Source organism: Mycobacterium sherrisii, assembly GCF_002102355.1.
In the GTDB taxonomy this organism is placed as follows: Bacteria; Actinomycetota; Actinomycetes; order Mycobacteriales; family Mycobacteriaceae; genus Mycobacterium; species Mycobacterium sherrisii.
The window spans coordinates 1-26,333 of record NZ_LQPT01000065.1 but is presented as its reverse complement, the minus strand read 5'-3'; the positions used below and the strand labels follow the sequence as shown (position 1 = coordinate 26,333).

Genomic DNA, 26,333 nt, shown 5'->3' with positions numbered 1-26,333 from the left:
GCGGCCCACCAGCCGAGAAGCACGACAGTATGCCCGCCGCGGTCTGCGGCGGGCATACTGTTCTGCCTAGGAGGCGTTAAGCCCGTTTCGGCAGCTGGCCAAGTAGACTCGGCGTCAATGGAGGGTGCTGAATGAACGACCTGGTTGATACCACCGAGATGTACCTGCGGACCATCTACGACCTTGAAGAAGAGGGCGTGACGCCGCTGCGTGCCAGGATCGCCGAACGGCTCGACCAGAGCGGACCGACCGTCAGCCAGACCGTCTCGCGGATGGAGCGGGACGGACTGCTCCACGTCGCCGGCGACCGTCACCTGGAACTGACCGACAAGGGCAGGGCGCTGGCGATCTCCGTAATGCGTAAACACCGCCTCGCCGAGCGGCTGCTCGTCGACGTCATCGGTTTGCCGTGGGAGGAAGTGCACGCCGAGGCCTGCCGCTGGGAGCACGTGATGAGCGAGGACGTCGAGCGCCGGCTGATGAAGGTGCTCAACAACCCCACGACCTCGCCGTTCGGCAACCCGATCCCCGGCCTACTGGATCTCGGCGTGGGTCCCGATTACGGCGCCGAGGGGGTGAACCTGGTCCGGCTGACCGAATTACCGGCGGGTTCACCGGTTGCGGTCGTCGTCCGTCAGCTCACCGAGCACGTGCAGGGCGACATCGACCTGATCTCCCGGCTCAAGGACGCCGGCGTGGTGCCCAACGCCCGGGTCACCGTCGAGACCGGGCCCGCGGGTGTCACCATCCTGATCCCCGGCCACGAGAACGTCACGCTGCCCCACGAAATGGCGCACGCGGTCAAGGTCGAAAAGGTCTGATCTCCTACCCCGCCCGACGGCGGAGCGCCCGCTGCGGCGGTAGCCGCACACCGAGGCGCCTGGCCAGTCGGCGGCCGGTCACCGCGAGCTCCCGGATCTGTTCGGGTCGCATGCCCGACTGCAGCGCGGTGTCCAGCATGCGCGCCATCCGGTGCTCGGAGTCGCAGCGCAGCGCGGCCTCCAGCGACACCCCGGCCAACGGGCCGTCGCCGCGGACATACGCACTGAACGCCAGCAACACCAGCGCCTCGACCCGCCACGGCGCGGGCAGGGTGCGCGCCAGCGTGGCCCACAACGCCTCGGCCTCCCCGGCGGTCGCGCCGATTGCCAAGGCGTACAACGTGTCGCGGACCGCGGCATCCGTCAACGCGCAGCCCAGGGCGGCCAGCTCCGCGTCGGGCAGCGGGTCGCCCCGGCCGACGCGAGCGGCGGCGGCCATCGCGCCCCGCACGTCGCGACGCGCGCAGCCCCGGGGATCCGCGTCCTGCGCCTGCTGGCGCGCGCTCGCCTGACGGGCAAGGACCCCGGCCAGCGCGGCGCTGCGAGCCGAATCCTCGACGGCCACTACGGCCTGCAGATCGGCACGGCGCGGATACAGCCGCCGCCCTTCCAGTACGGCCGCGGCGGCCAGCGGTGAGGCCGACGGATCGTCGACGGTACCGCAGGCGCCGCAACCGTCCACACAATGCCAGCGCCCGCCGCGCGCCACCCGATCCACCACATGCGCCGCGTAGAGCTCTATGTGGTGCTGCGCCAACGCTTCTACCAGCACTGCGCACAGATGCCGGTAGTCGTCGTTGCAACACGGACACTGTGCGCCGTCCTCGCTGACGATCACGACGATCACGGCCTGCGGCTGGGCTGCGGCGGCAACCTCGGCGAGGTGATCGAGGCCGGCGGACAGTTCCTCGGACAGGTCGACCCTCATCACCGCCCCCAACTCGCCGGCGTCCAACGACACCAAGACCAACGAATTCTCCGGAACGAAGCCGAGGACGGCGGGCAGGGCGGCGATCAGCGCCCCCGGACGGTTGAGTATGAAATCGGGTGAATGCGGCGTCATGCGGCCCACGCTGCTGGCCGCCACCGTCAGGTTGCGCACCCACGATGCCGTCGAGCCATCCGCCTGTGGAGAAAGGCTCAACTGTGAGGGGTCAGCGATGACACCCCGTGACGCGCCAAAGGCATTGCCTCAGAGCGGCTTTGATGGATCCGTCGGGACGTCCGCAGGTATCACGCCCGGCCGCCGGGGCCCGCAGTGTGTTGCATGCAACGTTTCGAGAGTCGATGCATGCAAGATATCGTGGGGTCATGGAGCTCGCTCTCGATGGTGGTGGCACCAGCGCCGCACACCGCGCGTACGACTACGTCAAGTCCGCGGTGATCAAAGGTCACTTCCCGACCGGCTCCCTGATCAGCGAAGGCATGGTCTGCGAGCAGTTGTCGCTGAGCCGGACGCCGGTGCATGAGGCGTTCCTACGATTGGCGGCCGAGAACTGGTTGCAGCTGCTGTCCCGAAAAGGCGCGGTGGTCAGGCCGATGGCCCCCCGAGAATCCGAGGACGTCCTCGAGATGCGCGAGGCCATCGAATCGTCGGCAGCCGAGCGCGTCATCCGCGAAGAACGCACCGCCGAGCTTCTCCCGTTGCTGTCGGATTTGCTGGAGACGCAGGCCGCCGCCATCGAGGGCGATGACGTGGACGGCTTCATCGTCGCGGACGACGCCTTTCACTCGGCAGTCGTCGAAGCCTCGGGCAACCGCATCGCCGTCGACTTCATGGCGCGGCTACGCGATCGTCAACAGCGGTTGCGCCACCAACTCATTCGCATCCGGCCGTCGCAACTCGAACTGGCGCTTCGCGAGCATCGCCAACTGGTCGCTGCGCTGTCCCGCGGCGATGCCACGCGATACGCCTCGGTGCTGCACCAGCACGTCTTTTCGCATCGGGGCGTGTTGTGACCGTGGCGCGTCGGCCGTGGCTCATGGTGTTCGGGGCCATCTTCGTAAGTTGCTGGGGCGGAAACCAATTCAGCCCATTGCTGCTCATGTACGAACAGCGAGCCCATTACTCCTCGCTGGTGGTCAACGCGCTATTGGGCATCTATGTCCTGGGTCTCATCCCCACGCTCCTGGTGGCGGGGCGCCTGTCCGACCGGCTCGGGCGCAAGACTTTGATGCTTGTCGGCGTGCTGAGCACGGTTGCCGGGAGCACCCTGCTGACACTCGGGGGTGTGCCGTTGCTGGCCGCCGGAAGACTGCTCTCGGGCGTCGGTGTGGGGATCGCCATGGCAGTGGGTGCCAGCTGGCTGACCGAGCTGTCGCGGCCGCCTTACGATTTGCGCGCCGGCGAGGGCGCGGGAGCGCGCCGTACCGTCGTCGTCTTCGGGTGCGGTTCGGCCACCGGCGCGTTGGTCGCGGGATGTATCGCCCAATGGGGCCCGCTCCCCGAAACCCTGCCGTTCCTCATCCACATCGGCTGCGCCGCGCCGTTCGTCTACATCACCGCCCGGGCCCCCGAAACGCGCCCCAAGGCGGCAACCGATATCCCCTTGATCGCGCAGCTGAAGATCCCCGGTGTCGGGCACGGTCGGTTTCGTCGGATCATTTTGATTTCTGCGCCATGGCTTTTCGCGTCCGCAGCAATCGGATACGGCTATCTGCCCACCCAGCTCGCGGCCGCCGGATCCTTCGGTCTCGTCTTCGCCACGACCGCCTCCATCATCGCCCTGGCCACCTCGGCGCTCGTGCAGCCGTTCGCGCGCAGAGTGCACTGTCAGCACTGCGCGCGCGGGTTGATCGTGGCGACGGCACTGTTGGCCGGCGGGCTCGGCCTGGTCACGCTGAGCATCGCGGTTCAATCGATCTGGCTCGGGATCGCCTCGAGCCTCGTGCTCGGGGTGGGAATCGGGATCGGCCAGGTCTCCGGCCTGCTCGAGGTGCAGCGCATCGCCACCGACGACGACCTGGCCGGACTGACGGGTGTCTTCTATTCGCTGGCCTACGCGGGATTCCTGCTGCCCACGGCCATCGCCGCGCTGGCCGGCCTGGTCCCGGTGATTGCCGTGTTGTGGTCGATCGCCGGGCTGGCTGGTTTCACCTGCCTGTTGCTCGCGCTCGCCTCGCGCAAGCATCTGCCCGCACCGGCGCCGCACGGAGCCGCCGCGGCGGCCATCATCTCGGCTTAGCCCGGCTTAGATTCTGGCTTAGTTTCGGCGAGAGCCCCGACGCCCTGAGCAAACCGGCGCCGGCGGGATCGTCTGCAGAGAAAGTCTCGGCCGGGGGCCTTATCGTCTATCTCATGGGGTCGGCGCAAGAGTACGACATGGTGGTCATCGGTTCGGGGCCCGGCGGCCAGAAGGCCGCCATCGCCTCGGCCAAGTTGGGTAAGTCGGTCGCGATCGTCGAACGCGGCCAGATGCTAGGCGGCGTGTGCGTCCAGACCGGCACCATCCCGTCAAAGACGTTGCGGGAAGCGGTTCTCTACCTGACCGGGATGAGCCAACGGGAACTGTACGGCGCCAGCTATCGCGTCAAAGAGAAGATCACCCCGGCCGATCTGCTGGCGCGTACTCAGCACGTGATCGGCAAGGAAGTCGACGTGGTGCGCAACCAGTTGATGCGCAACCGCATCGACCTGCTGATCGGGCACGGACGGTTCGTCGACCCGCACACCATCGAAATCGAAGACCCGACGCGACGCGAAAAGCTAACCATCAGTGGCAAATACATCGTCATCGCCACGGGCACCCGGCCGGCGCGGCCGTCCGGCGTCGAGTTCGACGAGGAGCGGGTGCTCGACTCGGACGGGATCCTGGATCTCAAGTCCCTGCCCGCCTCGATGGTGGTCGTCGGCGCGGGCGTGATCGGCATCGAGTACGCCTCGATGTTCGCCGCGCTGGGCACCAAGGTGACCGTCGTCGAAAAGCACGACGACATGCTGGATTTCTGCGACCCCGAGGTTGTCGAGGCGCTCAAGTTCCACCTGCGCGACCTGGCAGTGACCTTCCGGTTCGGTGAGGAGGTAACCGCCGTCGACGTCGGCTCGGCGGGCACCGTCACCACGTTGGCCAGCGGCAAACAGATTCCCGCCGAGACGGTCATGTATTCGGCTGGGCGGCAAGGCCAAACCGACCACCTCGATCTGCACAAGGCCGAACTCGAGGCCGACGACCGCGGCCGGATCTATGTCGACGACTTCTTCCAGACCAAGGTGCCCCACATCTATGCCGTCGGCGACGTCATCGGGTTCCCGGCGCTGGCCGCCACGTCCATGGAACAGGGGCGGGTGGCGGCTTATCACGCCTTCGGCGAACCCACCGAAGGCATCACCGAGCTGCAGCCCATCGGCATCTATTCGATTCCGGAGGTCTCCTACGTGGGCGCCACCGAGGTGGAGCTGACGAAGGACTCGATCCCCTACGAGGTCGGCGTGGCGCGGTACCGGGAGCTGGCCCGCGGCCAGATTGCCGGCGACTCCTACGGCATGCTCAAGCTGCTGGTGTCCACCGACGATCTCAAGCTGCTCGGCGTGCACATCTTCGGCACCAGCGCCACCGAGATGGTGCACATCGGCCAGGCCGTGATGGGCTGCGGAGGCACCGTGGACTACCTGGTGGACGCGGTGTTCAACTACCCGACGTTCTCCGAGGCCTACAAGGTGGCGGCGCTGGACGTGATGAACAAAATACGGGCGCTCAACCAATTTCGACGCTGAGGGTCAACAGGTGTCGTCGACGTCGACCGGCACCGGATCGCCCGGACCGCCGCCCTCGGCACGGGTCAGCAGCTCGGCGATGTGCTCGTCGAACGGCGCCGAATACGACACGTCCTCGGCGCACCCCCCGCGTTCCAGCCCGCCGATCAGCCCGACGACGGTGGTACCGCTGACCCAGGGGGCGCCGCTGGTGCCGCCGACCATCCCCTGGCACACCAGCGACGGGAACCCACCGTCGGTCATCGTGGTTTTGCCCTGACAGCCGATCGGCGAGCCGCCGACGCCGCTCGGATAGCCCACCACGGTGACGCGGCTGCTCGGCGGCGGCGCGGTGCCCAAGGTCAGCGCCAAGCCCGCGGACGCCTCCACCGAACCGTGGTGCCCGTTGACCCGCGCGATCGCGTAATCGGCATGCGGGTCTTTGCTGGCCACCCAGCGTGGGTCCAGGTAGACATTGTCCGCCGTGAACAGATCCGGCGGGGCCCCGTCACCGGACAGGCCGGGCACGAAGGTGATCTGCGCGGCGCCCGCCAGGCAGTGCGCGGCGGTCAACACCAGGTTGCCGGTCGTGGAATGCAACACCGAACCGGTGCACACGTGTTGGGTGCTGCCGTCCAGGAAGATGGCGCCGACCCGGCGGTCCGGGTCCACCGGCGCCGCCACCGCCGGCGGCTCGGGCTGGCCCAGATGCTGCACCGGTTTGCTCGTTGTCGGCGGCGGCGGTGGTGTGTTCTGCCCCACTCCGTGCAGCACCGGACGGTCACACGACGCCAACAGCGTCGCGAGGCCGACGACCGGGCAGAGCAGCAGCATCGAGACGCGCATCGCGTCCCATCATGCCTGACCGCCGCGGTGCGAGCGGAATTCGGCGCCCGGCGCCGCGACGGTAGATTTGCTGGCAGATCCGGTGTGTACGGCAACGTTCCGCCCGGATTACGTTCGTGCGTCAACCCGTTTCGGATAGGGGTGCCGACCGATTCGGAGGACACTTGTTAGGGCACCCTGGAGAACTCGGTGAGAGGAGGCGAACCCGGTGGCCGACGAACACAAGGACGACCTGTATTACGAGCCAGGGCAACCCGGCATCTACGAGCTGGAATTTCCGGCACCCCAACTGGTGACCTCGGACGGCCGTGGGCCGGTGCTGGTCCACGCGCTGGAAGGCTTCTCCGATGCCGGCCACGCGATACGGCTGGCCACGAACCACCTCAGGGGGGCCCTGGACACCGAGCTGGTCGCGTCGTTCGCGATCGACGAACTGCTGGACTACCGCTCCCGGCGCCCGCTGATGACGTTCAAAACCGACCATTTCACCAACTACGACGACCCGGAGCTGAGCCTGTATGCGCTGCGTGACAGCGTCGGCACCCCGTTCCTGCTGCTGGCCGGCATGGAGCCCGACCTGAAGTGGGAGCGCTTCATCACCGCGGTGCGCCTGTTGGCCGAGCGGCTGGGAGTGCGCCAGACGATCGGGCTGGGCACGGTGCCGATGGCGGTGCCGCACACCCGCCCGATCACACTGACCGCGCACTCCAACAACCGCGACCTGATCGCCGATTTCCAGCCCTGGATCTCCGAGATTCAGGTCCCCGGTAGCGCATCGAACTTGCTCGAGTACCGGATGGCCCAGCACGGGCACGAGGTGGTCGGTTTCACCGTCCACGTGCCGCACTACCTGACCCAGACCGACTACCCCGCCGCCGCGCAGGCGCTGCTCGAGCAGGTGGCCAAGACCGCGGCGCTGGATTTGCCGCTGTCGGCATTGACCGAGGCGGCGGCGGAAATCCGGGCCAAAATCGACGAGCAGGTGGAGGCGAGCGCCGAGGTCGCTCAAGTGGTGGCCGCACTCGAGCGCCAGTACGATGCCTTCATCGACGCTCAGGAAAACAGGTCGTTACTCACCCATGACGAGGACCTCCCGAGCGGCGACGAGCTAGGCGCCGAGTTCGAGCGTTTTCTGGCCCAGCAGGCGGAAAAGAAGCGCGACGACGGCGACCCGGCTTAACCGCCAACGCCCCAGCCGGCGCAGACAACAAGGGTGGCCAGATGACCGAGCGAAAGCGCAAGAGCAACCTGCGCCCGGTGCGGGAAATCACCGCCCCCCGTCTGGAATTCCGCACCATCCACGGGTACAAGCGCGCGTTCCGGATTGCCGGCTCCGGGCCGGCCATCCTGTTGATTCACGGCATCGGCGACAACTCGACGACGTGGAACACGGTGCAGGCCAAGCTCGCTCAGCGCTTCACGGTGATCGCCCCGGATCTGCTCGGGCATGGCCGGTCGGACAAGCCGCGCGCGGACTATTCGGTAGCCGGCTATGCCAACGGCATGCGGGATCTGCTGTCGGTGCTCGACATCGAGCGGGTGACCATCATCGGCCATTCTCTGGGGGGTGGGGTGGCGATGCAGTTCGCCTACCAGTTCCCGCATCTGGTCGAGCGGTTGATCCTGGTCGCCGCCGGCGGTGTCACCAAGGACGTCAACGTCGCGTTCCGGTTGGCTTCGCTGCCGATGGGCAGCGAAGCGCTGGCACTGCTGCGGTTGCCCCTGGTGCTGCCGGCGGTGCAGCTCGCGGGCCGGCTGGCGGGCCTGGCGATCGGGTCAACCGGGCTGGGCATGGACCTGCCGAACGTGCTGCGCATCCTCGATGACCTGCCGGAACCGACGGCCTCCTCAGCGTTCAGCCGCACACTGCGCGCCGTGGTGGACTGGCGCGGCCAGATTGTCACCTTCCTAGATCGATGTTATTTGGCCGAAGCCATTCCGGCGCAAATCATCTGGGGCACCAAGGACGTGGTGGTCCCGGTCCGGCATGCGTGGATGGCGCACGCCGCGATGCCCGGCTCCCGCCTGGAGATCTTCGAGGGTTCGGGCCACTTCCCCTTCCACGACGACCCCGCGCGCTTCATCGAAGTCGTCCAGCGGTTCATCGACACCACCGCGCCGGCGGCATACGACCAGGAGGCGCTTCGCGCCCTGCTGCGCGCGGGCAGCGCTCAACGCGCGGTCACCGGCTCGGATGACACCCGCGTCGCGGTGCTCAACGCGATAGGTTCCGACGAGCGTAGCGCCACCTGATCTGCGCCCCGGCCCCGGTCGTACAGTCGGGTCATGGGCATCGACGTCACGGTGTTGCGCGTCTTCACCGACCAAGACGGCAGATTCGGCAATCCGCTCGGCGTGGTGGACGCCGGCCAGGTGGCGCCCGCGGATCGTCAGCGGGTGGCAAGCGAATTAGGGTACAGCGAAACGGTATTCGTCGATCTGCCGACCGGCGGCTCGACGACCGCACGCGCGGCGATCTATACCCCGCGCACCGAAATATCCTTCGCCGGGCACCCTTGCGTCGGCGCGGCGTGGTTGCTGCGGGCGAACGGCACGCCGATCAACACCCTGGCTGTCCCGGCCGGCATCGTGCAGGTGCATGGCGAGACCGACCGGGTGGCCGTCAGCGGCCGCTCGGAATGGGCACCGGAATTCGCCCTGCACGAATTCGACTCCGTCGACGAGCTTCTCGCGCAGGACCCTGGCGAATACGCCGACGACACCCCGCATTATCTGTGGGCGTGGCTGGACCGCCGCGCCGGCGCTGCGCTCGCGCATGTTCGCGGCGCACCTCGGCGTCCCCGAAGACGAGGCGACCGGCTCCGCGGCGATGCGCATCACCGACCACCTCAGCCGCGACCTGAGCATCGTTCAGGGCCAGGGCTCGATGCTGGAAACGACCTGGAGTCCCGAGGGCTGGGTCCGCGTGGGTGGGCGGGTCGTCGCCGACGGCGTAAGGCACCTCTAGGGCTGGCGAAACAGGAGCGCGGCGAGGTGATGCTGCAGGGGCTGGCCGACCGCGCCCATCCGCACCGAGTACGACAGCTCGTCGCCGTCGATGCGGAAGGAACGCCCTAGCGCGGAAACTTCTTTGGCGGTCGGGCTCAGCCCGACCGACGTGGTGGCCAGCTCGAGGTCGATGACGCCGTCGCGCACCCGGTAGGAGCCCACCTCGATCTCGGTGATGCCGCTGGGGTGGGCCAGCACCAGCTCGAGGCATCCCGGTTCGGGCACCCGCAGATAGCCGGCTTCGGCATGCAGCGGCGCGCCGTCGGACACCGCCTTGGTCTTTTGCGCGTAGACCAAAAATGGCTTGCCCACGTGGGAGAACACCACCTCTTCGAGGTACTCGAAGGGCGCAATTGTCGGGTATTCACCCGCGCCACGGCCCGCCCAGGTGCCCAGTAGCGGCGCGAGCGCCTCGAGGTTCGGATGCAGGTCGGCCATAAGGTCAGCCGGGTGTCGATACCCTGCGGTGCTGGCGCAGCGACGCGATCTCGCGTTCGAAATCCTCGGCCGAGGAGAAGGACCGGTACACCGACGCGAAGCGCAGGTACGCCACCTCGTCCAGGTCGCGCAACGGCCCCAGGATCGCCAGGCCGACCTCATGGCTGGGGACCTCGGGTGAGCCCGCGGCACGCACGGTGTCCTCGACCTGTTGGGCCAGCAGGTTCAGGGCGTCCTCGTCGACCTGGCGGCCCTGGCATGCGCGGCGAACCCCCCGGATGACCTTTTCGCGGCTGAATGGTTCGGTGACGCCGCTGCGTTTGACCACGGCCAGCACGGCGGTTTCCACGGTGGTGAATCGGCGCCCACACTCCGGGCATGATCGGCGCCGCCGAATTGCCTGGCCTTCATCGGTTTCGCGCGAATCGATCACCCGCGAGTCGGGATGGCGGCAGAACGGACAGTGCATGGCCGCCGCTCCTTCGCTGTACCGGCGTCTCCGGGAACACTCCAAGAACACTCCGAGCGTACCCGCGTACGCTGCCGAGCGGCCATCGCAGCCACGGACTGGCGTTACGCGGCCCGTCGTGAGCCCAATACCACTGGCGCCCAAGACATTTGCTCAGACCGTCAGCCGACGGGCGCGATCAGCGTCTGGCCGGCGGCCAGCGCCGGGGAGCTGAGGTTGTTGAGTTCGCGGATACGGTCGGCAACCTGGGCCGCCGGGGCGGCCGGCGCCACCCGATGTGCGACATCCTGCAGGGACTCACCCGGCTCGACCTGTACCACCGACAGCCGATCCGGCACGGGCGCGGCGGCGCTGGCGGGTTCCCCGTTGGCGATCTGCCCGAGGTTCGCCATCAGTCCCAGCCAGAGGGTGATGATCCCGGCCATCAGCGCCAGGCCCAGGGTCGCCTGCACGGTGACCGGCCGCGGCCGGTGCGGCGCCACGGACATCGCTACGCCGGTGCCGCGGTAGCGCATCGGCGTGCCGGCCGGGCGTGCCGGCGTGGACCGGCGGGGCCGCAGCGCGCGTTCATGGTCGTAGCGAGGACGTGCGACGAGGCCGTCAGCGGGGCGCCGGACGCCGCCGGTGCGCGGTGTGACTGTGTGCATGAGCGTCATGTTGCGTTCCTCCGGTCGACTATGTCCTCGCTCGTGTGTTCGACACTATCGCTCGTGTGTTCGAAATCCGAACATTTGAGCGAAGCGTGTCGCACGAGCAAAACGCTAGAGCACGCCACCGACAACTTCCGCTGGCCGCTACCACTGACATGAGCCTCAAATACCCCATCCGGTCGAGAGTTACACCATTGTTATTCGCGAGGTGGTGCCGTTTATTCCGCGGACCGCCCGCCTCGACACGCCAGTCGAACACATGTTTGATTATCGACCGCCGGGCGGCTACATTCGTCCCATGAGCGACAGCAACGACCCCGCCGCCGTCGGGCCCGACGATCGGTTGCATCCCGTGGATTCATCGCTTACCCAGCGGCAGCGCACCATCCTCAACGTCATCCGGGAATCGGTGACCAGCCGCGGCTACCCGCCAAGCATCAGGGAGATCGGTGACGCCGTTGGCCTGACCTCGACCTCGTCGGTGGCGCACCAGCTGCGCACCCTGGAACGCAAGGGCTATCTGCGTCGCGACCCCAACCGCCCGCGCGCGGTCGACGTGCGCGGCGCCGACGACGGCGCGGCCGCGCCGGTCACCGAGGTCGCCGGCTCCGACACGTTGCCGGAACCGACGTTCGTGCCCGTGCTCGGGCGGATCGCGGCCGGTGGACCGATCCTGGCCGAAGAGGCCGTCGAAGACGTGTTCCCACTCCCCCGCGAGCTGGTCGGCGAGGGCACGCTGTTTCTGCTCAAGGTGGTCGGCGACTCGATGGTCGAGGCCGCGATCTGCGACGGCGACTGGGTGGTGGTGCGCCAGCAAAACGTCGCCGACAACGGCGACATCGTCGCCGCCATGCTCGACGGGGAAGCCACCGTCAAGACGTTCAAGCGGGCCAACGGTCAGGTGTGGCTGATGCCGCACAACCCGGCATTCGATCCCATCCCCGGCAACGATGCGACCGTGCTCGGCAAGGTCGTCACGGTGATCCGCAAGGTGTAGCGACGCCCCCGCGCCCGCCGGTCCGGCTCGCTAGTCGGCTTTCGTGAACCCGTTGACCAGCGCGGCCTCCTCGCTGGACAGCCAGATTTCGGCAAGGGTGTCTCGATAGAGTTCGCTGTCCGGCGTGTAGTACAGCCCGAAGCGAGTGCTGGCCTTGATGGGGTAACCGTCGGGCATTTCGTAGGGGTCGTCGAGCGGCATGTGGATGGTGGGCCGCCCGGCCGGCCCCAGGACCTGCGCGAAGTCGTCGTCGTCGTCGGCCGCGTGCCGCCCGCTTCTGGGCGCCGCCGCGGCGGCCAGGCCGGACACGGCTGCCGCAGCACCGTCCGCGCCCTGCACATCCGGAGGCGTGTGCGGCACCGCGACATCGGGATACTCGGGCTCCGCCACTTCCTCCTCGGCAACCAGATAGCCCGGGTCCGGATAGTCCTGGTCGGCGACCGCCGGATAATCGGTCTCGGCAACGGCGTCGGGATCGGCGACGTCGAGATACTCGGTGCCGGTGCCGTCCGGGTAGGAATCCTCCGCAACAACCGCGACGTCCGGGGAATCGTCGTCGTAGCCGGCCTCACGCAGGTCCTGCGTCGACACCTTCGGGATGGAATCGGTGTCGACCGTGTCGGGGTCGCGCTCGTCGGAGCCTGACCCCGCCCACTCACCCTCGGCAGCCACACCGCTCTCGTCCGGTTCGGCCGTTTCGGGTGAGTGCGGCCACCGAACCCGCGGTGCGTCGTCGCCGTCGGTGCCCTGCGGGTGAGCGTCGCCGTAAGACAAGTATTCGGTCGTCGCGTCGGCGTATTCGGACCGGTAATCCGATCCCCAGGGCGACTCGCCCACGTCGTCGTAGCCGCCGACATCGGCGTCGCGGCCGAAGCCGGGGGGAGCGACCTCGCGTTCGGCGCGGTTGCGACGCCACCGCAGCGCCATGAACACCGCCAACAGCACCATGACCAGTAGCGGAACCAGCGCCAGCAGGTACCACCAGTTGAAGGTGTACCAATTCTTGGCGTGCGGCGGCGCCGCCGAGCTGCTCGGCTGGTTCTGACCGGACACCTGCAGGCCGGACAACAGCGGCGCCAGGTTGGCCGGGTCGGTGGAAAAGGTGTTCTTCGCGCGGTTCCACGAGATTTTGCCGCCGGTGAACTTCTGCGAGATCACGTCGCCGTCGACGGTCTGATCGGCCACCGGCGCGCCCAGCTTGCCGGTCGGGCCGCGCAGCTTGTCCCAGGCGGCCTTCATCGCGCCGCGCACGACGAACGCGCCGTGGTCGGAGGTCCAGAAGATCACCGGCTTGTCGGCCGCCGAGAACGTGACGATGCGGCTGTTCGGCCCGACGCCGCCATCGGACTCGTTGGCGATCGGGAAACCCAGGTCGCTGCTGACCGGCCCGCCGAGCGACTCATACTTCGCCAGGATGTTGCTCTCGACGGCGTTCGCACCGGTCGCCGGGGTGAAGAACACCTTGCCCCCGGCGAAGTTCTGGACGATGCCATCGCCGCCGATAGGGTATTGGCCGCCCTGCTTGGCACCCAGCGGACCGCCCGCGCCGCCGGCCGCGCGCCAGGCCATGTTGATCGCCGCGGTGGGGTCGATCGCCACCTGCAGGCCCTTCAACTGGTCGGCCAATCCCGCTGGCTCCGTGGCGAATTCCTTGGTCTTGCGATTCCAGGAGATCTGGCCGGCGGCGAACTTCTGCGAGGACACCTCGCCGTCGTAGGTCTCGTCGCCGACCGGCGGGCCGAGCACACCGCCCGAGCTGCCCAGCTTGTCCCACGCCGCGTTCAGGGCCCCGCGCACCACGAACGCGCCGTGATCGGGCGTCCAGAAAATCACCGGCTTGTCGCTGGCCGAGAAGGTCACCACCCGGCTGTCGGGTCCCGCCAGGCCGGGCACTTCGTTGATCGTCGGGAAGCCCAAATCGCTGCCCGCCGGGCCGCCCAGCATGTCGTATTTTTCCAGGATGGGGCCGTACACGAATTTCGCGCCGGTCGCCGTGGTAAAGAACATTTTGCCGCCGTCGAAGTCGCACGCGAAGCCGTCGGCGACGGGATAAACGTCTCCCTTACGAGCGCCCAGCGGTGAGGTGTCGCCGCCGGCCTTGTCCCATGCGGCCATGATGGCGGCTTCGGCGTCGCCGATCGGGGACGCTGCGGCGGTGGGTGCGAGCAGCACGACGGCCAACGCTGTGGTCGCCACGCTGATCAGTGCCCGCCCGGCGAGCCTGCGCAATTGACCTCCTCCTCCGTTCACCAAGCCTCCCAGCCGGCGGATATGCCCTTACGCATGGCGCTGCCCGTACCCTGCGCGCGGGCATAGCCCGAACGCGGGTCACGAATCCCACCAGGGTTCGTATTATCGCCGGGCTCGCACAACTTTGCTCTAGCGAACAAGAAATACGAAGGCAATTCGCGAATATTACGAAAACGGATACCGCTTTGATGTCGAAATGATGCGGGCGCACGACCGTGTCGCGACCAGCCATCCACGCGCAGATCGTGTCCGAGGCGAACGGCTCGCCGACGCTGAACTCGCTCGTGGCAGCAATTCATGGGCACCGATCATTTTGCCGCACACCCGCGCCGCCGCAGGGTAAGCCGGCATTTGTGCGCCGCTCGTGTCACAAACCTCGCGTCGAAAGCGACGGTTGTTGCGGGGCAGCGGAATTGGTTGGCCACCGCCGGCGCCGATTGGCGCGGTGCCGATCGGCGCGCTAAACGCCGAGGCCGCGGCCGATGATTTCTTTCATGATCTCGGTGGTGCCGCCGTAAATCGTCTGCACCCGGGCGTCCAGATAGGAACGCGCGACCGGGTATTCGCGCATGTACCCGTAACCACCGTGCAGCTGCAGGCACCGGTCGATCAGATGCACCTGCTTTTCGGTGGAGTACCACTTGGCCATCGCCGCTTGCTCGGCCGTCAACTTCTTGTCCAGATGCAAGCGCAGGAACTCGTCGACCATGATCCGCACCACGGTGGCCTCCGTCGCGAGCTCGGCCAGCACGAAACGGCTGTTCTGGAAGCTGCCGATGGGCTTGCCAAAGGCCTTGCGCTCCTTGGTGTATTGCACGGTCTGGTTGAGGACTTGCTCCATGGCGGCGGCCGCCATCACGGCGATCGAGATGCGCTCCTGCGGCAAGTTCTGCATCAGGTAGATGAAGCCCTTGCCCTCCTCCCCGAGCAGGTTCTCCACCGGAACCTGGACGTCGGTGAAGGACAGCTCCGCGGTGTCCTGGGCATCCAGTCCGATCTTGTCCAAATGCCGGCCGCGCTCAAAGCCTTCCATGCCGCGCTCGACGACCAGCAGCGAAAAGCCCTGCGAGCCCTTGTCCGGGTCGGTCTGGGCCACCACGATCACCAGGTCGGAGTTGATGCCGTTGGTGATGAACGTCTTTGCGCCGTTGAGCACGTAGTGATCGCCCTGCTTGACCGCGCGAGTCTTGATGCCCTGCAAGTCGCTTCCGGTGCCCGGCTCGGTCATCGCGATCGCGGTGATCAGTTCTCCGGTGCAGAACTTGGGCAACCACCGCTGCTTCTGCTCGTCATTGGCCAGCTCCAGCAGGTACGGCGCGACGATGTCGTTGTGCAGCCCGAAGCCGATGCCGCTATACCGGCCGAAGGTGGTTTCCTCGGTGATGATGGTGTTGTACCGGAAGTCGGGATTGCCGCCGCCGCCATACTCTTCGGGCACCGCCATGCCGAGGAAACCCTGCTTGCCGGCCTCCAGCCACACGCCGCGGTCGACGATCTTCGCCTTCTCCCACTCGTCGTGGTGCGGCGCGACGTGGCGCTCGAGGAATGCCCGGTAGGACTCGCGGAACAATTCGTGCTCGGGCTCGAACAGGGTGCGCTGGTACCTGATGGCACTGCTCATGACTACCTCCGGCGACGTGGATCCTGCCGCCCAACATATACCAACCAGACGGTTGGTCGGCGGTGGCCCCGCGTTAGTCCGCCGCGAATTGCCGCAGGCTCGCGGCCAGCGCGACCGGGACCCGGGCCTTGATCCGCGTCCCCTCCGGGCAGTGTTCGGCCTGATGGACGCGGCCGTCGGCGTGCACGCGGGAGACCAGGTCGCCGCGGTCGTAGGGGATGACGACGTCGACGGCGGTGTCGGCGGGGGCGGCCAGCTCGGCCATGCGCCGGCGCAGCGCGTCGATACCCTCGCCGGTGCGCGCGGAGACGAAGACCGCGCCCGGCAACCCGTGCCGCAGCTGGGCCAGGGTCAGATCGCTGGCCGCGTCGACCTTGTTCACCACCAGCAGCTCGGGCGGCGGATCGCCCTGGTGATCGGAGATGACCTCGGAGATCACCTGGCGCACCGCGTTGATCTGGGCCACCGGATTGACGTCGGAGCCATCCACGACGTGCACCAGCAGGTCGGCGTCGACGACCTCCTCCAATGTCGAACGGAACGCCTCGACCAGCTGGGTGGGCAGATGCCGGACGAATCCCACGGTGTCGGTGAGCACGAACGGCCGCCCGTCCTCGAATTCGGCACGTCGCGTGGTGGGTTCCAGCGTGGCGAACAACGCGTCTTGCACCAGCACCCCGGCCCCGGTCAGCGCGTTGAGCACGCTCGACTTGCCGGCGTTGGTGTAGCCGACGATCGCGATGGACGGCAAGGCGGCGTGCAGCCGGCGGCTGCGCTGGGTGTCGCGGGCCTGCTTCATGTCCTTGATCTCGCGACGCAGCTTGGACATCCGCTCGCGAATGCGCCGCCGGTCGGTCTCGATCTTGGTCTCACCGGGACCGCGCAAACCCACACCGCCGCCGCTGCCGCCGGCGCGGCCGCCGGCCTGTCGGGACATCGACTCGCCCCAGCCGCGCAGCCGCGGCAGCATGTACTCCATCTGCGCCAGCGACACCTGCGCCTTGCCCTCCCGGCTGGTGGCGTGCTGGGCGAAGATGTCCAGAATCAGCGCGGTGCGGTCGATGACCTTCACCTTGACGGCCCTTTCCAGCGCGGTGAGCTGCGCCGGGGACAGTTCGCCGTCGCAGATGACGGTGTCGGCGCCGGTGGCCACCACCACCTCGCGTAGCTCCTGCGCCTTGCCCGAACCGATGTAGGTCGCCGGGTCGGGCTTGTCGCGCCGCTGGATCAGGCCCTCCAGCACCTGGGAGCCGGCGGTTTCGGCCAGCGCGGCGAGCTCGGCCAGGCTGGCATGATTGTCCGCCGCGCTGCCCTCGGTCCACACGCCGACCAGCACGACGCGTTCCAGCCGCAGCTGGCGGTATTCGACCTCGGAGATGTCGGCGAGCTCGGTCGACAGCCCCGCGACGCGGCGCAATGCCGATCGGTCTTCGAGCGCGAGTTCACCGACGCTGGGTTCCGAGTGGTCAACCGGCGGACGGTTGTCGGAGGTTTCTGGGTATGTCATAGCCAACTTGCAATAGTGCACGCCAGATCCGTGACGTGCATCCGAATTATTGGGCGCGCCACCACGGCTCGCTCAGCTCGCCGCGGGCCACCAGCACCGACGGCCCGCGCAGATAGCTGGTGGCGTCGGTGATGGTGACCGTCACGTCCCCGCCGGGCACCCGGACCGTCAACGTGCCGGTGTCGGCCCCGGCGTCGGCCAGTGCGGCCACCGCCGCCGCGACCGTTCCCGTTCCGCAGGACCGGGTTTCACCAACCCCGCGTTCGTGGACGCGGATCCGAACCGCCCCGTCGACGGCCGCGGTGAGCACTTCGACGTTGACCCCGTCCGGGAATTGCGCACGATCGAACTGCACCGGCGCCGCGACGTCCAGTACCGCCAGCTCGGCGTCGGACAGCTGCGGGTCGACGCACGCCAGGTGGGGGTTGCCGACGTCGATCGCCAGTCCGCGCAGCCGCCGGCCGCCCACCACCGCCTCGCCGCTGCCCAGCCGGTTGGCCTTGCCCATGTCGACGGTGACGTCGGCGTTGGTGGCATCGGTGTGGTGCAGGGTGACCGTCCGCGGTCCGGCCATCGAGCCGACCACGAACTCGTCGCGGGATTCCAGGCCGCTGGCGCGCAGGTAGTGCGCGAACACCCGGACCCCGTTGCCGCACATCTGCGCGACCGAGCCGTCGGCATTGCGGTAGTCCATGTACCAGTCGCCCCCGTCGACGCCGTCGGGCAGCCGGTCGAGCACGCCGACGGCCACCGCGGCACTCGCGGTGGTGATCCGCAGTACCCCGTCGGCGCCCAGGCCCCGGCGCCGGTCGCACAGCGCGGCCACCCGCTGCGGCGTCAGCGGCAGCGCGGCGTCGAGGTCGGGCAGCAGGACGAAGTCGTTTTCGGTGCCGTGCCCTTTACCGAAAATCATGGGCGGATCACCCGTTCAGGTTACGTGCCGCCAGGCCCGCAAGGTGTCCGCGACGACCCGGGCGCGGTCGGATTCGGTCGCGGCGCCGGCGTCGATCCAATGCACTCGGTGGTCGCGGCGAAACCACGATCGCTGCCGACGCACATAGCGCCGGGTGCCGATGTAGGTCAGCTCGCGCGCGTCCCGCACGGCGTCGGGGTCGGCCGCGTCGAGCGCGGCCAGCACCTGGGCGTAGCCGAGCGCGCGCGAGGCGGTGACCCCGTCGCGCAGGCCTTCGGCCACCAGGGTGCGCACCTCGTCGACCAGGCCGCGGGCAAACATGGTGTCGGTGCGACGGGCCAGGCGTTCATCGAGAATCGTTGTGTCACAATCCAATCCGACGATCTCGGTGCCCCAGCGCGGAGTGCCGATGCGCGGCGCGGAGGCGGCGAACGGCTGTCCGGTCAGCTCGACGACCTCGAGGGCGCGGACCGTGCGGCGGCCGTCGGTGGGCAGGATCGCCGCGGCGGCGGCGGGGTCGCGGCGGGCCAGCTCGGCGTGCAGCTCGCCCACCCCGACCTCGGCGAGCCGCTGCTCCCAGCGCGCCCGTACCGCCGGATCGGTCGCCGGGAACGACCAGTCGTCCAGCAGCGATTGCACGTAGAGCATTGACCCGCCGACGATGATCGGCACCGCGCCGCGGGCCGCGATCGCCTCGATGTCCGTCGCGGCGGCCCGCTGATAGCGCGCGACGGTCGCGGTCTGGGTGACGTGCAAGACGTCGAGTTGGTGGTGCGGGATGCCGCGGCGCTCGTCGGCGGGCAGCTTCGCGGTCCCGATGTCCATGCCTTGGTAGAGCTGCATGGCGTCGGCGTTGACGATCTCGGCGCCGAGTCGCTCGGCGACGTCGAGGGCCAGTTGCGACTTGCCGGTTCCGGTGGGGCCGATGATCGCCAGTGGTCGCACGGCCACCTCAGAGCTGCCAGCCCCCCGCGAAGTACCCCACGCCGTAGGGCGCTCCGCGATAGAGCTCCTTGGCCGAATGCGGGCCGGGCGCGGCCAGCCCGGCCAGCACCCCAAAGGCGACCCGGCCGAGGATCCCCGCCGGCAGCCGCGTCAGCGCCCCGATATCCCCGTTCGCCAGGGCATCGTCCAGCGCCCGCTGCACCGCCACGCTGCCGGGGTCGTACCCGCCGGGCGCGCTGGGGGTCAGCGTGTTCGCGCCGTCCGCGGCGACCAGCACGCCGACCGGGTCGGGCAGTCGGTCGAGCTCGGCGCGCAGCTGCCGTCCCAGCGTCAGCGCGGTCGAAGCGTCGTGATCGGCGCGGTAGATGCGCACCTGCGCGCTGGCCTCGGGCCGGGCCTGCCCGCGCAGCCAGCCGGCGATCAGCGCACAGATCGGCAGGTCCGCCGGCGGCTCGGCCGCCTCGCCGGCCCGGGGCGCCAGCCGGACCCGGACGTCGGCGCCGTACCCGGCAAAGGTGCCGACGCACTCGGGTCCCATCACGGCGTCCGCGCCGCCGGTTCCGATGACCATCCACCGCGGCGGCAGCAGCGCCGCGGCGGCCAGCGCCGCGGTGGTCAGATCGGCGATCTCGCCGGCCGCCGCACCGGAGAGCTCGGGCACCAGCACCGGCGGGCACGGGACGATCGCGATGGCGCTCAGCACGTCACCAAACTAACCGACGACCGACAGGCCACGAGCCGACCAGCGGGTCCCGGCGGCTGAAGGTCAGCGGCACTCCGCCTCGGCCAGGCGCATTTCCGCGGACTTCTTCAACGCCTTTTTCGCTAGCCGCTCCGCGGCCTTGGTCGACATGGTCGCGGCCTCACCGCGGGCCAGCGCCACGGTGGCGATGACGACCACCACCACGCCAGCGGCCAGCACCAGCTTGGCCGGGCCGTCGCAGTCCAGGTACTCACCGAGCACGGCCACTCCGAGGATCGAGCCGACGACCGGCTTGGCGACGACGGACGTCGGCAGGGACGCGGTCAGCGACCCCGCCCGGAAGGAGGACTGCTGGAAGATCATCCCGGCCAGTGCGGCGGCGATCCAGGCGTAGAACTCGGGCGCCGCCAGCAACGCACCGACACCGTCCCGGACAACCTCCACGACCGCCTTGGTGAGCACCGCGAACAGTGCCAGCGACGAGCCGGCGACGATGGCCAGCAGCACCGCGGCCACCGGCCCGGACCAGACCCGGGCGCCGACCACGCAGAACACCATGGCCGGGCCCATCACCAGGGCCACCACCAGCCACGTCTGCCAGGAGCCGCGCGATGCCCCGGCATCCGGGTCGCCGACGGTGACCACCACCGCCAGCGCGGCGGCCAGCAGCAGAGCCCAGGTCCACTCCCAGCGGCTGACCGGCCGCCGGGTCATGCGCGCATAGATCGGCAGCGCGAACAGCAACGCCGTGACTTGCAACGCGGTGACCAGCATCACCGAGCCCAGGGTCAAGGCGGCGGCCTGCAGCGCGTAATTCGCAACGGCTCCGCCCGCGCCCAGCCACCACTTGGCGTCACGGACCGACATCCGAAACAGCTCGAGATGACCGACCGGCTTGTCCGTGATTTCCTGGGCGGAACGCTGACGTACGACATTGCCCAGCGCCGACGCGAACGCGGCGAGCAGGGCCAGGACAACCGCGACATCCGTCTTGTTCATCTCGCGATCCCCTCCCCCGGCGCAGCACGTTGGCCCTGACCCGCGCCGGGCAATCACACCCGGCGCCACTCGCCGGAAACGGCCCTGCGCAATAGTTAGTTCACGGACCTATGTAGAGCCTGTGTTGCGGCTATGGCGGGTCGGTGACATCCGATAGGACCGTCGAAACTCGCATCCCATGGTGTCACAGAAGCCCCGCCGGGCGCTTCCCCGGCACCGACCCCGTCGTCGTCGGCTCGAACCCGTTAGGCCCCTCCAGCCTCAACCGCATCATTAGTCTCGACCACCCTACCCCCGCGGGCCGAGTCTGCAATACGGCCTCAGCAACGGTGGAACCGAACTGTGACCCCAGCTTTGCTAGGGGGGCGGTGCGACGGCATCGCCGAGTGCCGCCTCGACGCGTCGCCCCGTCGCGACCGCGTCCACCCGGGCGAGCTCGGCAGTGGCCACCGCCACCACCAGGGCCGCCACCGCCAGCGCGATCATCCCGCCGCGGCCGGTGTTCAGCGTCTCGCCGAGGGCGACAACACTCAGCAAAGCCGCCACGACCGGCTGAGACACCTGCAGCGTCGGCATGGAGGCCGTCAGCGCGCCCGCCCGGAACGCCGATTGCTCCCATCCGAATCCCCCCAGCGCGACGGCCAGCCACGCGTACAGTTCGGCGCTGGCGAACACCCCCCAGCCGCCTTCGCTCAGCCGGTGCACGACGCCCTTGGTGAGCACCGCGAAGACCCCCCACAGCGAACCCGAAACGAAGGCGAACAGCACCGCGGCCAGCGTGCCGCCCACGATGCGGGCGGTCAGGACCGCCGCCGCCAGCAACGGCCCAAGCACCGCCGCGATCAACGCCCACGTCTTCCCGGACGCGTACGCGTGGCCGGCCTGCGGGTTGCCGACGGTGACGATCACGGTCACCGCGGCGGTCAGCACCAGGCCCCAGATCCACTCCCGCCCGCTCACCGAACGGTCCGCCAACCGTGCCCCGATCGGCAGTGCGAACAGCAGCGAAAGCACCAGCAACGCCTGCACCAGCAGCACCGAGCCGTGGTTCAGCGCGGCGGCCTGCAGCCCGATGCTGACCAGCAGGATCAGGACGCCCCAGCGCCAGCGCCGGTTGCGGGCCAACCTCGCCAACAACCGTCGGCCACCGAGCGAGGGATCGGTGAGCCGGTGGGTCGCGCGTTGCTGAAGCGCGTCGCCGATCGCGACACACAACGCCGAACTCAGCGCGAGCACCGCGGCGACGTCCCCCGTGTCCATCCAGTTCTCTCCGAAGTCGGGGCCGGTGCGCGCTCGACCGGCCGGATCGTCTCACCGTTTCGCGGGTTGCTACCCGAGCGGCGATCATAAGATTGCGGCGCTCGGCCCGCCAAGCTGCTTGAATACTGGTGGAATCGGTGACGGAGCAGCTGTCGACGCGGCAGACCCGCAGCAGCTCTCCCGGCCGTATGGGTGCCGCTACGCGCGGCAGGTGCGCGGGACAACGACCGCGCGAAGGGTAGGTGACGAGCAAATGACCGACGACGAGCCCCGTACCAGCGATGCTCCCAAGCCCACACCCAGACCCGGACCGCGTCCGGGTCCTCGTCCCGGACCCACACCGCGACCCAGCGCGCACGCCGTGGTGTTGCCCCCATCCAGCGATCCGCACCGGTTCGGGCGCGTCGATCCCGACGGCACCGTCTGGTTGATCAGCTCGGCCGGCGAACGCGTCATCGGGTCCTGGCAAGCCGGCGATGCCGAGGCGGCGTATGCCCACTTCGGTCGGCGGTTCGACGACCTGAATACCGAAGTCACGCTGATGGAGGAGCGCCTGGCGTCGGGCAGCGGTGACGCCCGCAAGATCAAGACCAATGCCGCCGCGCTGGCCGAAACGCTGCCGACCGCTTCCGTGCTGGGTGACATCGACGCCCTGGCCGGGCGGCTGGCCACTCTGGTGGAACGCGCCGAGGCCACGGTCGCGGCCGAGCGGACCCGGCGCGACGAGCATCGCGCCGCGCAAACCGCGCGGAAGGAGGCGCTGGTCGCCGAGGCCGAGGATCTGGCCGCCAACTCGACGCACTGGAAGGTCGCCGGCGATCGGCTGCGCGAGATTCTCGACGAGTGGAAGACGATCACCGGCCTGGACCGCAAGGTCGACGACGCGTTGTGGAAGCGCTACTCGGCCGCGCGGGAGGCGTTCAATCGACGGCGCGGGTCGCATTTCGCCGAGCTGGACCGCGAGCGCGCCGGCGTGCGGCAGGCCAAGGAACGGCTTTGCGAGCGCGCCGAGGAGATGTCGGACTCGACGGATTGGACCGGCACGAGCGCGGAATTCCGCAAACTGCTGACCGAGTGGAAGGCGGCGGGACGGGCCAGCCGCGAGGTCGACGATGCCCTGTGGCGGCGGTTTAAGGCCGCCCAGGACGCGTTTTTCAGCGCGCGCAATGCCGCGACGGCGGAAAAGGATGCCGAGTTGCAGGCGAACGCCGCCGCCAAAGAGGCGCTGCTGGCCGAGGCCGAGAAGATCGACACCAGCAACCAGGACGCCGCTCGGGCCGCGCTGCGGGCGATCGCCGACAAATGGGATGCGATCGGCAAGGTCCCCCGGGAACGTTCCGCCGACTTGGAGCGGCGGCTGCGCGCGATCGAGAGGAAGGTACGCGAGGCCGGCGACGCGTCGTGGTCAGACCCCGAGGCGCAGGCCCGGGCCGAACAGTTCGCCGCCCGCGCCGAGCACTACGAGCAGCAGGCCCGCAAGGCGGCCGCGGCCGGCCGGACCAAGGAAGCGCAGCAGGCCCAGGCCAACGCCGAGCAATGGCGGCAGTGGGCGCGAGCGGCCGCCCAGGCGCTGACCCGCAAGTCCTAACGGGCGTCGGGTCGATCCGGCGGCGCCGAACCTCTCGAGCCGTCCTGGTCGCCGAGGGTGTCCAGCAGGGTGCGGGACTGTTGCTCGGCGATGACGCGGCGACGCTCCTGCTCGGCCGCGAGTTGCACGATCGTGCGCGACCACACAACGCGGGCCCAGTGGAAGGTCAGCAGGATCACGGCGATCCAGGCGACGAACAGCCCCACCCCCGGTCCCGGGTGACCAGTGGCGACGGTCTGGCGCGACCAGACCGCCAGCAGTCCGGTTCCGCTGGCCAGCGACGAGCCGGCCAGCGCGATCCAGGCCAACGCCCAGCGCCGGGTCAACAACGCCAGCATCGAGAAGCCGACGCCGAAAACCAATGCCAGCCAACAGAAGACCTTCGACGGCAGCGACAACGCGGCCGCCTGGGCGCCGTGGCCGGTGAACAGCACGTCCCAGCCCCGCACCGAACCGGTGTGCGGCAAGATGAACGAACCCAGCAGCACCAACACCAAAATCGCGACGACCAATGCCCTTGCGCCTGGGTCGAATTCGCGGGCGACGCGGCGCTCCGCGGCCTCGATCTCGGCGCGCAGGGCGTCCAAGTCGGTGTGCTTCTTTGTCATCGGGAACACCCCATGGGTTCTACTGGTGTGGCGGCCGGCCCGACACCGGGCATGCCCAAGCCGATACTGCGCGGGCGCTGCCCGGCGGCGTGAGCGTCACCGGCCCTGGTGCGACGGTGGGTCAGGACACCCGCGTCGGCGATCAGGTGGTGCGGTGCGGCTTCGGTGACGGTCGTGGTGATGACGTCACCCGGCCGCACCGACGGGTCCGCGGCGAAATGCACCAGCCGGCCGTCACGCGCCCGGCCGGTCATGCGAGCCGTGCGCGCGTCCTTGCGTCCCTCGCCGGTGGCGACCAGCAACTCGACGGTCTGGCCGATCAGCTCGCGGTTACCCTCCAGCGAGATCTGCTCCTGCACCTCGATCAAGCGTTCGTACCGTTCCTGCACAACGGTTTTGGGCACCTGGCCATCGAGTTCGGCGGCCGGCGTGCCGGGACGTTTGGAGTACTGGAAGGTGAACGCCGCGGCGAACCGGGCCGCCCGCACCACGTCGAGCGTGGCCGCGAAATCTTCCTCGGTCTCACCCGGAAAGCCGACGATGAGGTCGGTGGTGATGGCCGCGTGTGGCATCGCGGCCCGAACCCGGTCGATGATGCCGAGGTACCGCTCGGCACGGTAGGAGCGCCGCATCGCGCGCAGCATCCGGTCCGAACCCGACTGCAGTGGCATGTGCAGGGCGGGGCACACGTTCGGCGTCTGCGCCATCGCCTCGATCACGTCGTCGGTGAATTCGGCCGGGTGTGGCGAGGTGAACCGGACGCGTTCCAGCCCGTCGATGCGGCCGCAGGCGCGCAGCAATTCGGCGAAGGCGCCGCGGTTGCGGGGTAGCGCGGGATCGGCGAAGGAGACGCCGTAGGCGTTGACGTTCTGGCCCAGCAACGTGACTTCCAGCACGCCGTCGTCCACCAGCGAGCGCACCTCGGCGAGGATGTCGGCCGGACTGCGGTCGACTTCCTTGCCGCGCAGCGACGGGACGATGCAGAACGTGCAGCTGTTGTTGCAGCCAACCGAGATGGAAACCCAAGCCGCGTAAGCGGATTCGCGGGCGCTGGGCAGTGATGACGGGAATTGCTGCAGCGACTCGAGGATTTCCACCTGCGCAACCCGGTTGTGCCGGGCCCGGGCCAGCAGCGTGGGCAGCGACCCGATGTTGTGTGTGCCGAACACGACGTCGACCCAGGGTGCTTTGCGCAGCAACGCGTCTCGGTCCTTTTGCGCCAGACACCCACCGACCGCGATCTGCATGTCGGGGTTGCCCCGTTTGCGCGGCGCCAGGTGGCTGAGGTTGCCGTACAGCTTGTTGTCGGCGTTTTCCCGCACGGCGCAGGTGTTGAAGACCACCACGTCGGCGTCGGTCCCCTCGGTGGCGCGCCGGTAGCCGGCCGCCTCGAGCAGTCCGGCCAGTCGCTCGGAGTCGTGAACGTTCATCTGGCAGCCGTAGGTGCGGACCTGATAGGTGCGCACCGATCCCGTCGCGGGCCCGCCTTGGCCCGCGGCGTCGGGCGCCACTGTCGAAGTCACGGGGCCATGGTACGGCGACCGGTGCCCCGCGGATTAACCCGCAGCTAGATGTATGAGGCCATGACATTGGTGACGCCGGTGGCGAGTCGTGATGCTGGTGGCTGGCCTGCGGCGGCAGAGTGTGGTCGATGGTAGTTGAAGTGGATGTTCCAGACTTTGAGTGCTTCGGCGCGTTGGGTTTCTGAGGTCCATGTCCTGGCGTAGAGGAACTCTTCGGCCAGGATGCGGTTGTAGCGCTCGACTTTGCCGTTGCGGCGCGGGGTGTAGGGCGTGATGAATTGGTGGCGTGCGCCGTGGAGCACGTGGGCGAAGTCTTTGGCCCGGTAGCAGGCGCCGTTGTCGGTGACGATCCGCTGGATGCGGTCGATGCCATGGACGGCGAACCATACCTGGGCGCGGTGCATGAATCCGATTGCGTGACGGCTTTTTCGTTGTCAAGGGCTTCGGTGTAGGACAGTCGGGAGAACCCGTCGACGGCCGAATGCAGGTACAC

At 68.7% G+C, this 26,333-nt stretch carries 23 protein-coding genes and 2 pseudogenes; 9 read left to right on the top strand and 16 right to left on the bottom strand.

What is annotated here, in order from left to right; translation table 11 throughout:
- The first annotated feature begins 131 nt into the window (after window positions 1–131).
- Window positions 132–821: an iron-dependent transcriptional repressor DtxR gene (locus AWC25_RS10230; RefSeq protein ID WP_069401537.1), complete on the top strand. Its 690-nt coding sequence runs from the start codon at window positions 132–134 to the stop codon at window positions 819–821.
- Window positions 822–825: 4 nt separating this feature from the next.
- Here AWC25_RS10230 and AWC25_RS10225 read toward each other — a convergent pair whose 3' ends face one another.
- On the bottom strand, window positions 826–1,884 hold the full coding sequence (locus tag AWC25_RS10225; RefSeq protein WP_069401579.1) for a DUF4192 domain-containing protein: 1,059 nt from the start codon (window positions 1,882–1,884) through the stop codon (window positions 826–828).
- 248 nt (window positions 1,885–2,132) lie between these two features.
- Between AWC25_RS10225 and AWC25_RS10220 the strand changes: the two genes are divergently transcribed.
- The 3 genes from AWC25_RS10220 (at window position 2,133) to sthA (ending at window position 5,535) form a co-directional block, all read left to right on the top strand.
- On the top strand, window positions 2,133–2,780 hold the full coding sequence (locus AWC25_RS10220) for a GntR family transcriptional regulator (protein WP_069401536.1): 648 nt from the start codon (window positions 2,133–2,135) through the stop codon (window positions 2,778–2,780).
- Window positions 2,781–2,803: 23 nt separating this feature from the next.
- Window positions 2,804–4,006 (top strand): MFS transporter, encoded by a 1,203-nt coding sequence (locus AWC25_RS10215; RefSeq protein ID WP_085166746.1) that lies wholly within the window; start codon window positions 2,804–2,806, stop codon window positions 4,004–4,006.
- A gap of 113 nt (window positions 4,007–4,119) precedes the next feature.
- Entirely contained in the window at window positions 4,120–5,535 is a 1,416-nt protein-coding gene (sthA, locus tag AWC25_RS10210) for a Si-specific NAD(P)(+) transhydrogenase (RefSeq protein ID WP_069401535.1), read from the top strand.
- Between the two features lie 3 nt (window positions 5,536–5,538).
- On the opposite strand, the gene AWC25_RS10205 is transcribed toward sthA, so the two are convergent.
- Window positions 5,539–6,360, bottom strand: coding sequence for a trypsin-like serine peptidase (locus AWC25_RS10205; RefSeq protein ID WP_069401534.1), 822 nt, complete (start codon window positions 6,358–6,360; stop codon window positions 5,539–5,541).
- Between the two features lie 208 nt (window positions 6,361–6,568).
- Here AWC25_RS10205 and AWC25_RS10200 point away from each other — a divergent pair, with 208 nt between their 5' ends.
- The 3 genes and pseudogenes from AWC25_RS10200 to AWC25_RS10190 all read left to right on the top strand — a co-directional run bounded on the left by AWC25_RS10200 (window position 6,569) and on the right by AWC25_RS10190 (window position 9,328).
- Entirely contained in the window at window positions 6,569–7,540 is a 972-nt protein-coding gene (locus AWC25_RS10200) for a proteasome assembly chaperone family protein (RefSeq protein ID WP_069401533.1), read from the top strand.
- A gap of 41 nt (window positions 7,541–7,581) precedes the next feature.
- On the top strand, window positions 7,582–8,613 hold the full coding sequence (locus tag AWC25_RS10195; protein ID WP_069401532.1) for an alpha/beta fold hydrolase: 1,032 nt from the start codon (window positions 7,582–7,584) through the stop codon (window positions 8,611–8,613).
- A 33-nt stretch (window positions 8,614–8,646) separates the two neighbouring features.
- Window positions 8,647–9,328: pseudogene (locus AWC25_RS10190) on the top strand (PhzF family phenazine biosynthesis protein).
- Here the strand turns inward: AWC25_RS10190 and AWC25_RS10185 are convergent.
- The 3 genes from AWC25_RS10185 to AWC25_RS10175 form a co-directional block, all read right to left on the bottom strand.
- Window positions 9,325–9,807 carry a peroxynitrite isomerase gene (locus tag AWC25_RS10185; protein ID WP_069401530.1) on the bottom strand — a complete coding sequence of 161 codons (483 nt, stop codon included), beginning with the start codon at window positions 9,805–9,807 and terminating at the stop codon, window positions 9,325–9,327. The pseudogene AWC25_RS10190 and the gene AWC25_RS10185 sit on opposite strands and share 4 nt — an antisense overlap.
- Window positions 9,808–9,811: 4 nt before the next feature.
- The gene (gene nrdR, locus AWC25_RS10180) at window positions 9,812–10,276 is read right to left on the bottom strand and encodes a transcriptional regulator NrdR (RefSeq protein ID WP_069401529.1); all 465 of its coding nucleotides are present in this window, start codon (window positions 10,274–10,276) and stop codon (window positions 9,812–9,814) included.
- 161 nt (window positions 10,277–10,437) lie between these two features.
- The gene (locus AWC25_RS10175; RefSeq protein WP_069401528.1) at window positions 10,438–10,932 is read right to left on the bottom strand and encodes a LysM peptidoglycan-binding domain-containing protein; all 495 of its coding nucleotides are present in this window, start codon (window positions 10,930–10,932) and stop codon (window positions 10,438–10,440) included.
- 292 nt (window positions 10,933–11,224) lie between these two features.
- On the opposite strand from AWC25_RS10175, the gene lexA reads away from it, so the two are divergent.
- Window positions 11,225–11,923 (top strand): transcriptional repressor LexA, encoded by a 699-nt coding sequence (gene lexA / locus AWC25_RS10170; protein WP_069401527.1) that lies wholly within the window; start codon window positions 11,225–11,227, stop codon window positions 11,921–11,923.
- A gap of 30 nt (window positions 11,924–11,953) precedes the next feature.
- Here lexA and AWC25_RS10165 read toward each other — a convergent pair whose 3' ends face one another.
- From AWC25_RS10165 to AWC25_RS10130, 8 genes are all read right to left on the bottom strand, one after another.
- The gene (locus tag AWC25_RS10165) at window positions 11,954–14,173 is read right to left on the bottom strand and encodes an LGFP repeat-containing protein (protein ID WP_372513606.1); all 2,220 of its coding nucleotides are present in this window, start codon (window positions 14,171–14,173) and stop codon (window positions 11,954–11,956) included.
- 460 nt (window positions 14,174–14,633) lie between these two features.
- Window positions 14,634–15,794, bottom strand: coding sequence for an acyl-CoA dehydrogenase family protein (locus AWC25_RS10160; RefSeq protein WP_069401525.1), 1,161 nt, complete (start codon window positions 15,792–15,794; stop codon window positions 14,634–14,636).
- A 73-nt stretch (window positions 15,795–15,867) separates the two neighbouring features.
- The gene (gene hflX / locus AWC25_RS10155) at window positions 15,868–17,301 is read right to left on the bottom strand and encodes a GTPase HflX (RefSeq protein ID WP_069401524.1); all 1,434 of its coding nucleotides are present in this window, start codon (window positions 17,299–17,301) and stop codon (window positions 15,868–15,870) included.
- A gap of 46 nt (window positions 17,302–17,347) precedes the next feature.
- Entirely contained in the window at window positions 17,348–18,214 is an 867-nt protein-coding gene (gene dapF, locus AWC25_RS10150) for a diaminopimelate epimerase (protein WP_085166733.1), read from the bottom strand.
- Between the two features lie 15 nt (window positions 18,215–18,229).
- Window positions 18,230–19,159 carry a tRNA (adenosine(37)-N6)-dimethylallyltransferase MiaA gene (miaA, locus tag AWC25_RS10145; protein ID WP_069401577.1) on the bottom strand — a complete coding sequence of 310 codons (930 nt, stop codon included), beginning with the start codon at window positions 19,157–19,159 and terminating at the stop codon, window positions 18,230–18,232.
- A gap of 7 nt (window positions 19,160–19,166) precedes the next feature.
- Window positions 19,167–19,862, bottom strand: a complete 696-nt coding sequence (locus AWC25_RS10140) for a class III extradiol ring-cleavage dioxygenase family protein (protein WP_069401522.1) — start codon at window positions 19,860–19,862, stop codon at window positions 19,167–19,169.
- Window positions 19,863–19,925: 63 nt separating this feature from the next.
- Window positions 19,926–20,861, bottom strand: coding sequence for a DMT family transporter (locus tag AWC25_RS10135; protein ID WP_069401521.1), 936 nt, complete (start codon window positions 20,859–20,861; stop codon window positions 19,926–19,928).
- A 357-nt stretch (window positions 20,862–21,218) separates the two neighbouring features.
- The gene (locus tag AWC25_RS10130; protein WP_085166732.1) at window positions 21,219–22,121 is read right to left on the bottom strand and encodes a DMT family transporter; all 903 of its coding nucleotides are present in this window, start codon (window positions 22,119–22,121) and stop codon (window positions 21,219–21,221) included.
- A 253-nt stretch (window positions 22,122–22,374) separates the two neighbouring features.
- Between AWC25_RS10130 and AWC25_RS10125 the strand changes: the two genes are divergently transcribed.
- Entirely contained in the window at window positions 22,375–23,709 is a 1,335-nt protein-coding gene (locus AWC25_RS10125; protein ID WP_084229445.1) for a DUF349 domain-containing protein, read from the top strand.
- On the opposite strand, the gene AWC25_RS10120 is transcribed toward AWC25_RS10125, so the two are convergent.
- The 3 genes and pseudogenes from AWC25_RS10120 to AWC25_RS10110 form a co-directional block, all read right to left on the bottom strand.
- Window positions 23,706–24,317 carry an Rv2732c family membrane protein gene (locus tag AWC25_RS10120; protein ID WP_069401518.1) on the bottom strand — a complete coding sequence of 204 codons (612 nt, stop codon included), beginning with the start codon at window positions 24,315–24,317 and terminating at the stop codon, window positions 23,706–23,708. The genes AWC25_RS10125 and AWC25_RS10120 overlap by 4 nt on opposite strands.
- Entirely contained in the window at window positions 24,314–25,840 is a 1,527-nt protein-coding gene (gene miaB, locus AWC25_RS10115; protein ID WP_069401517.1) for a tRNA (N6-isopentenyl adenosine(37)-C2)-methylthiotransferase MiaB, read from the bottom strand. Before miaB ends, AWC25_RS10120 begins: the two co-directional genes overlap by 4 nt.
- Before the next feature lie 44 nt (window positions 25,841–25,884).
- Window positions 25,885–26,333: pseudogene (locus AWC25_RS10110) on the bottom strand (integrase core domain-containing protein); the annotation flags it as partial.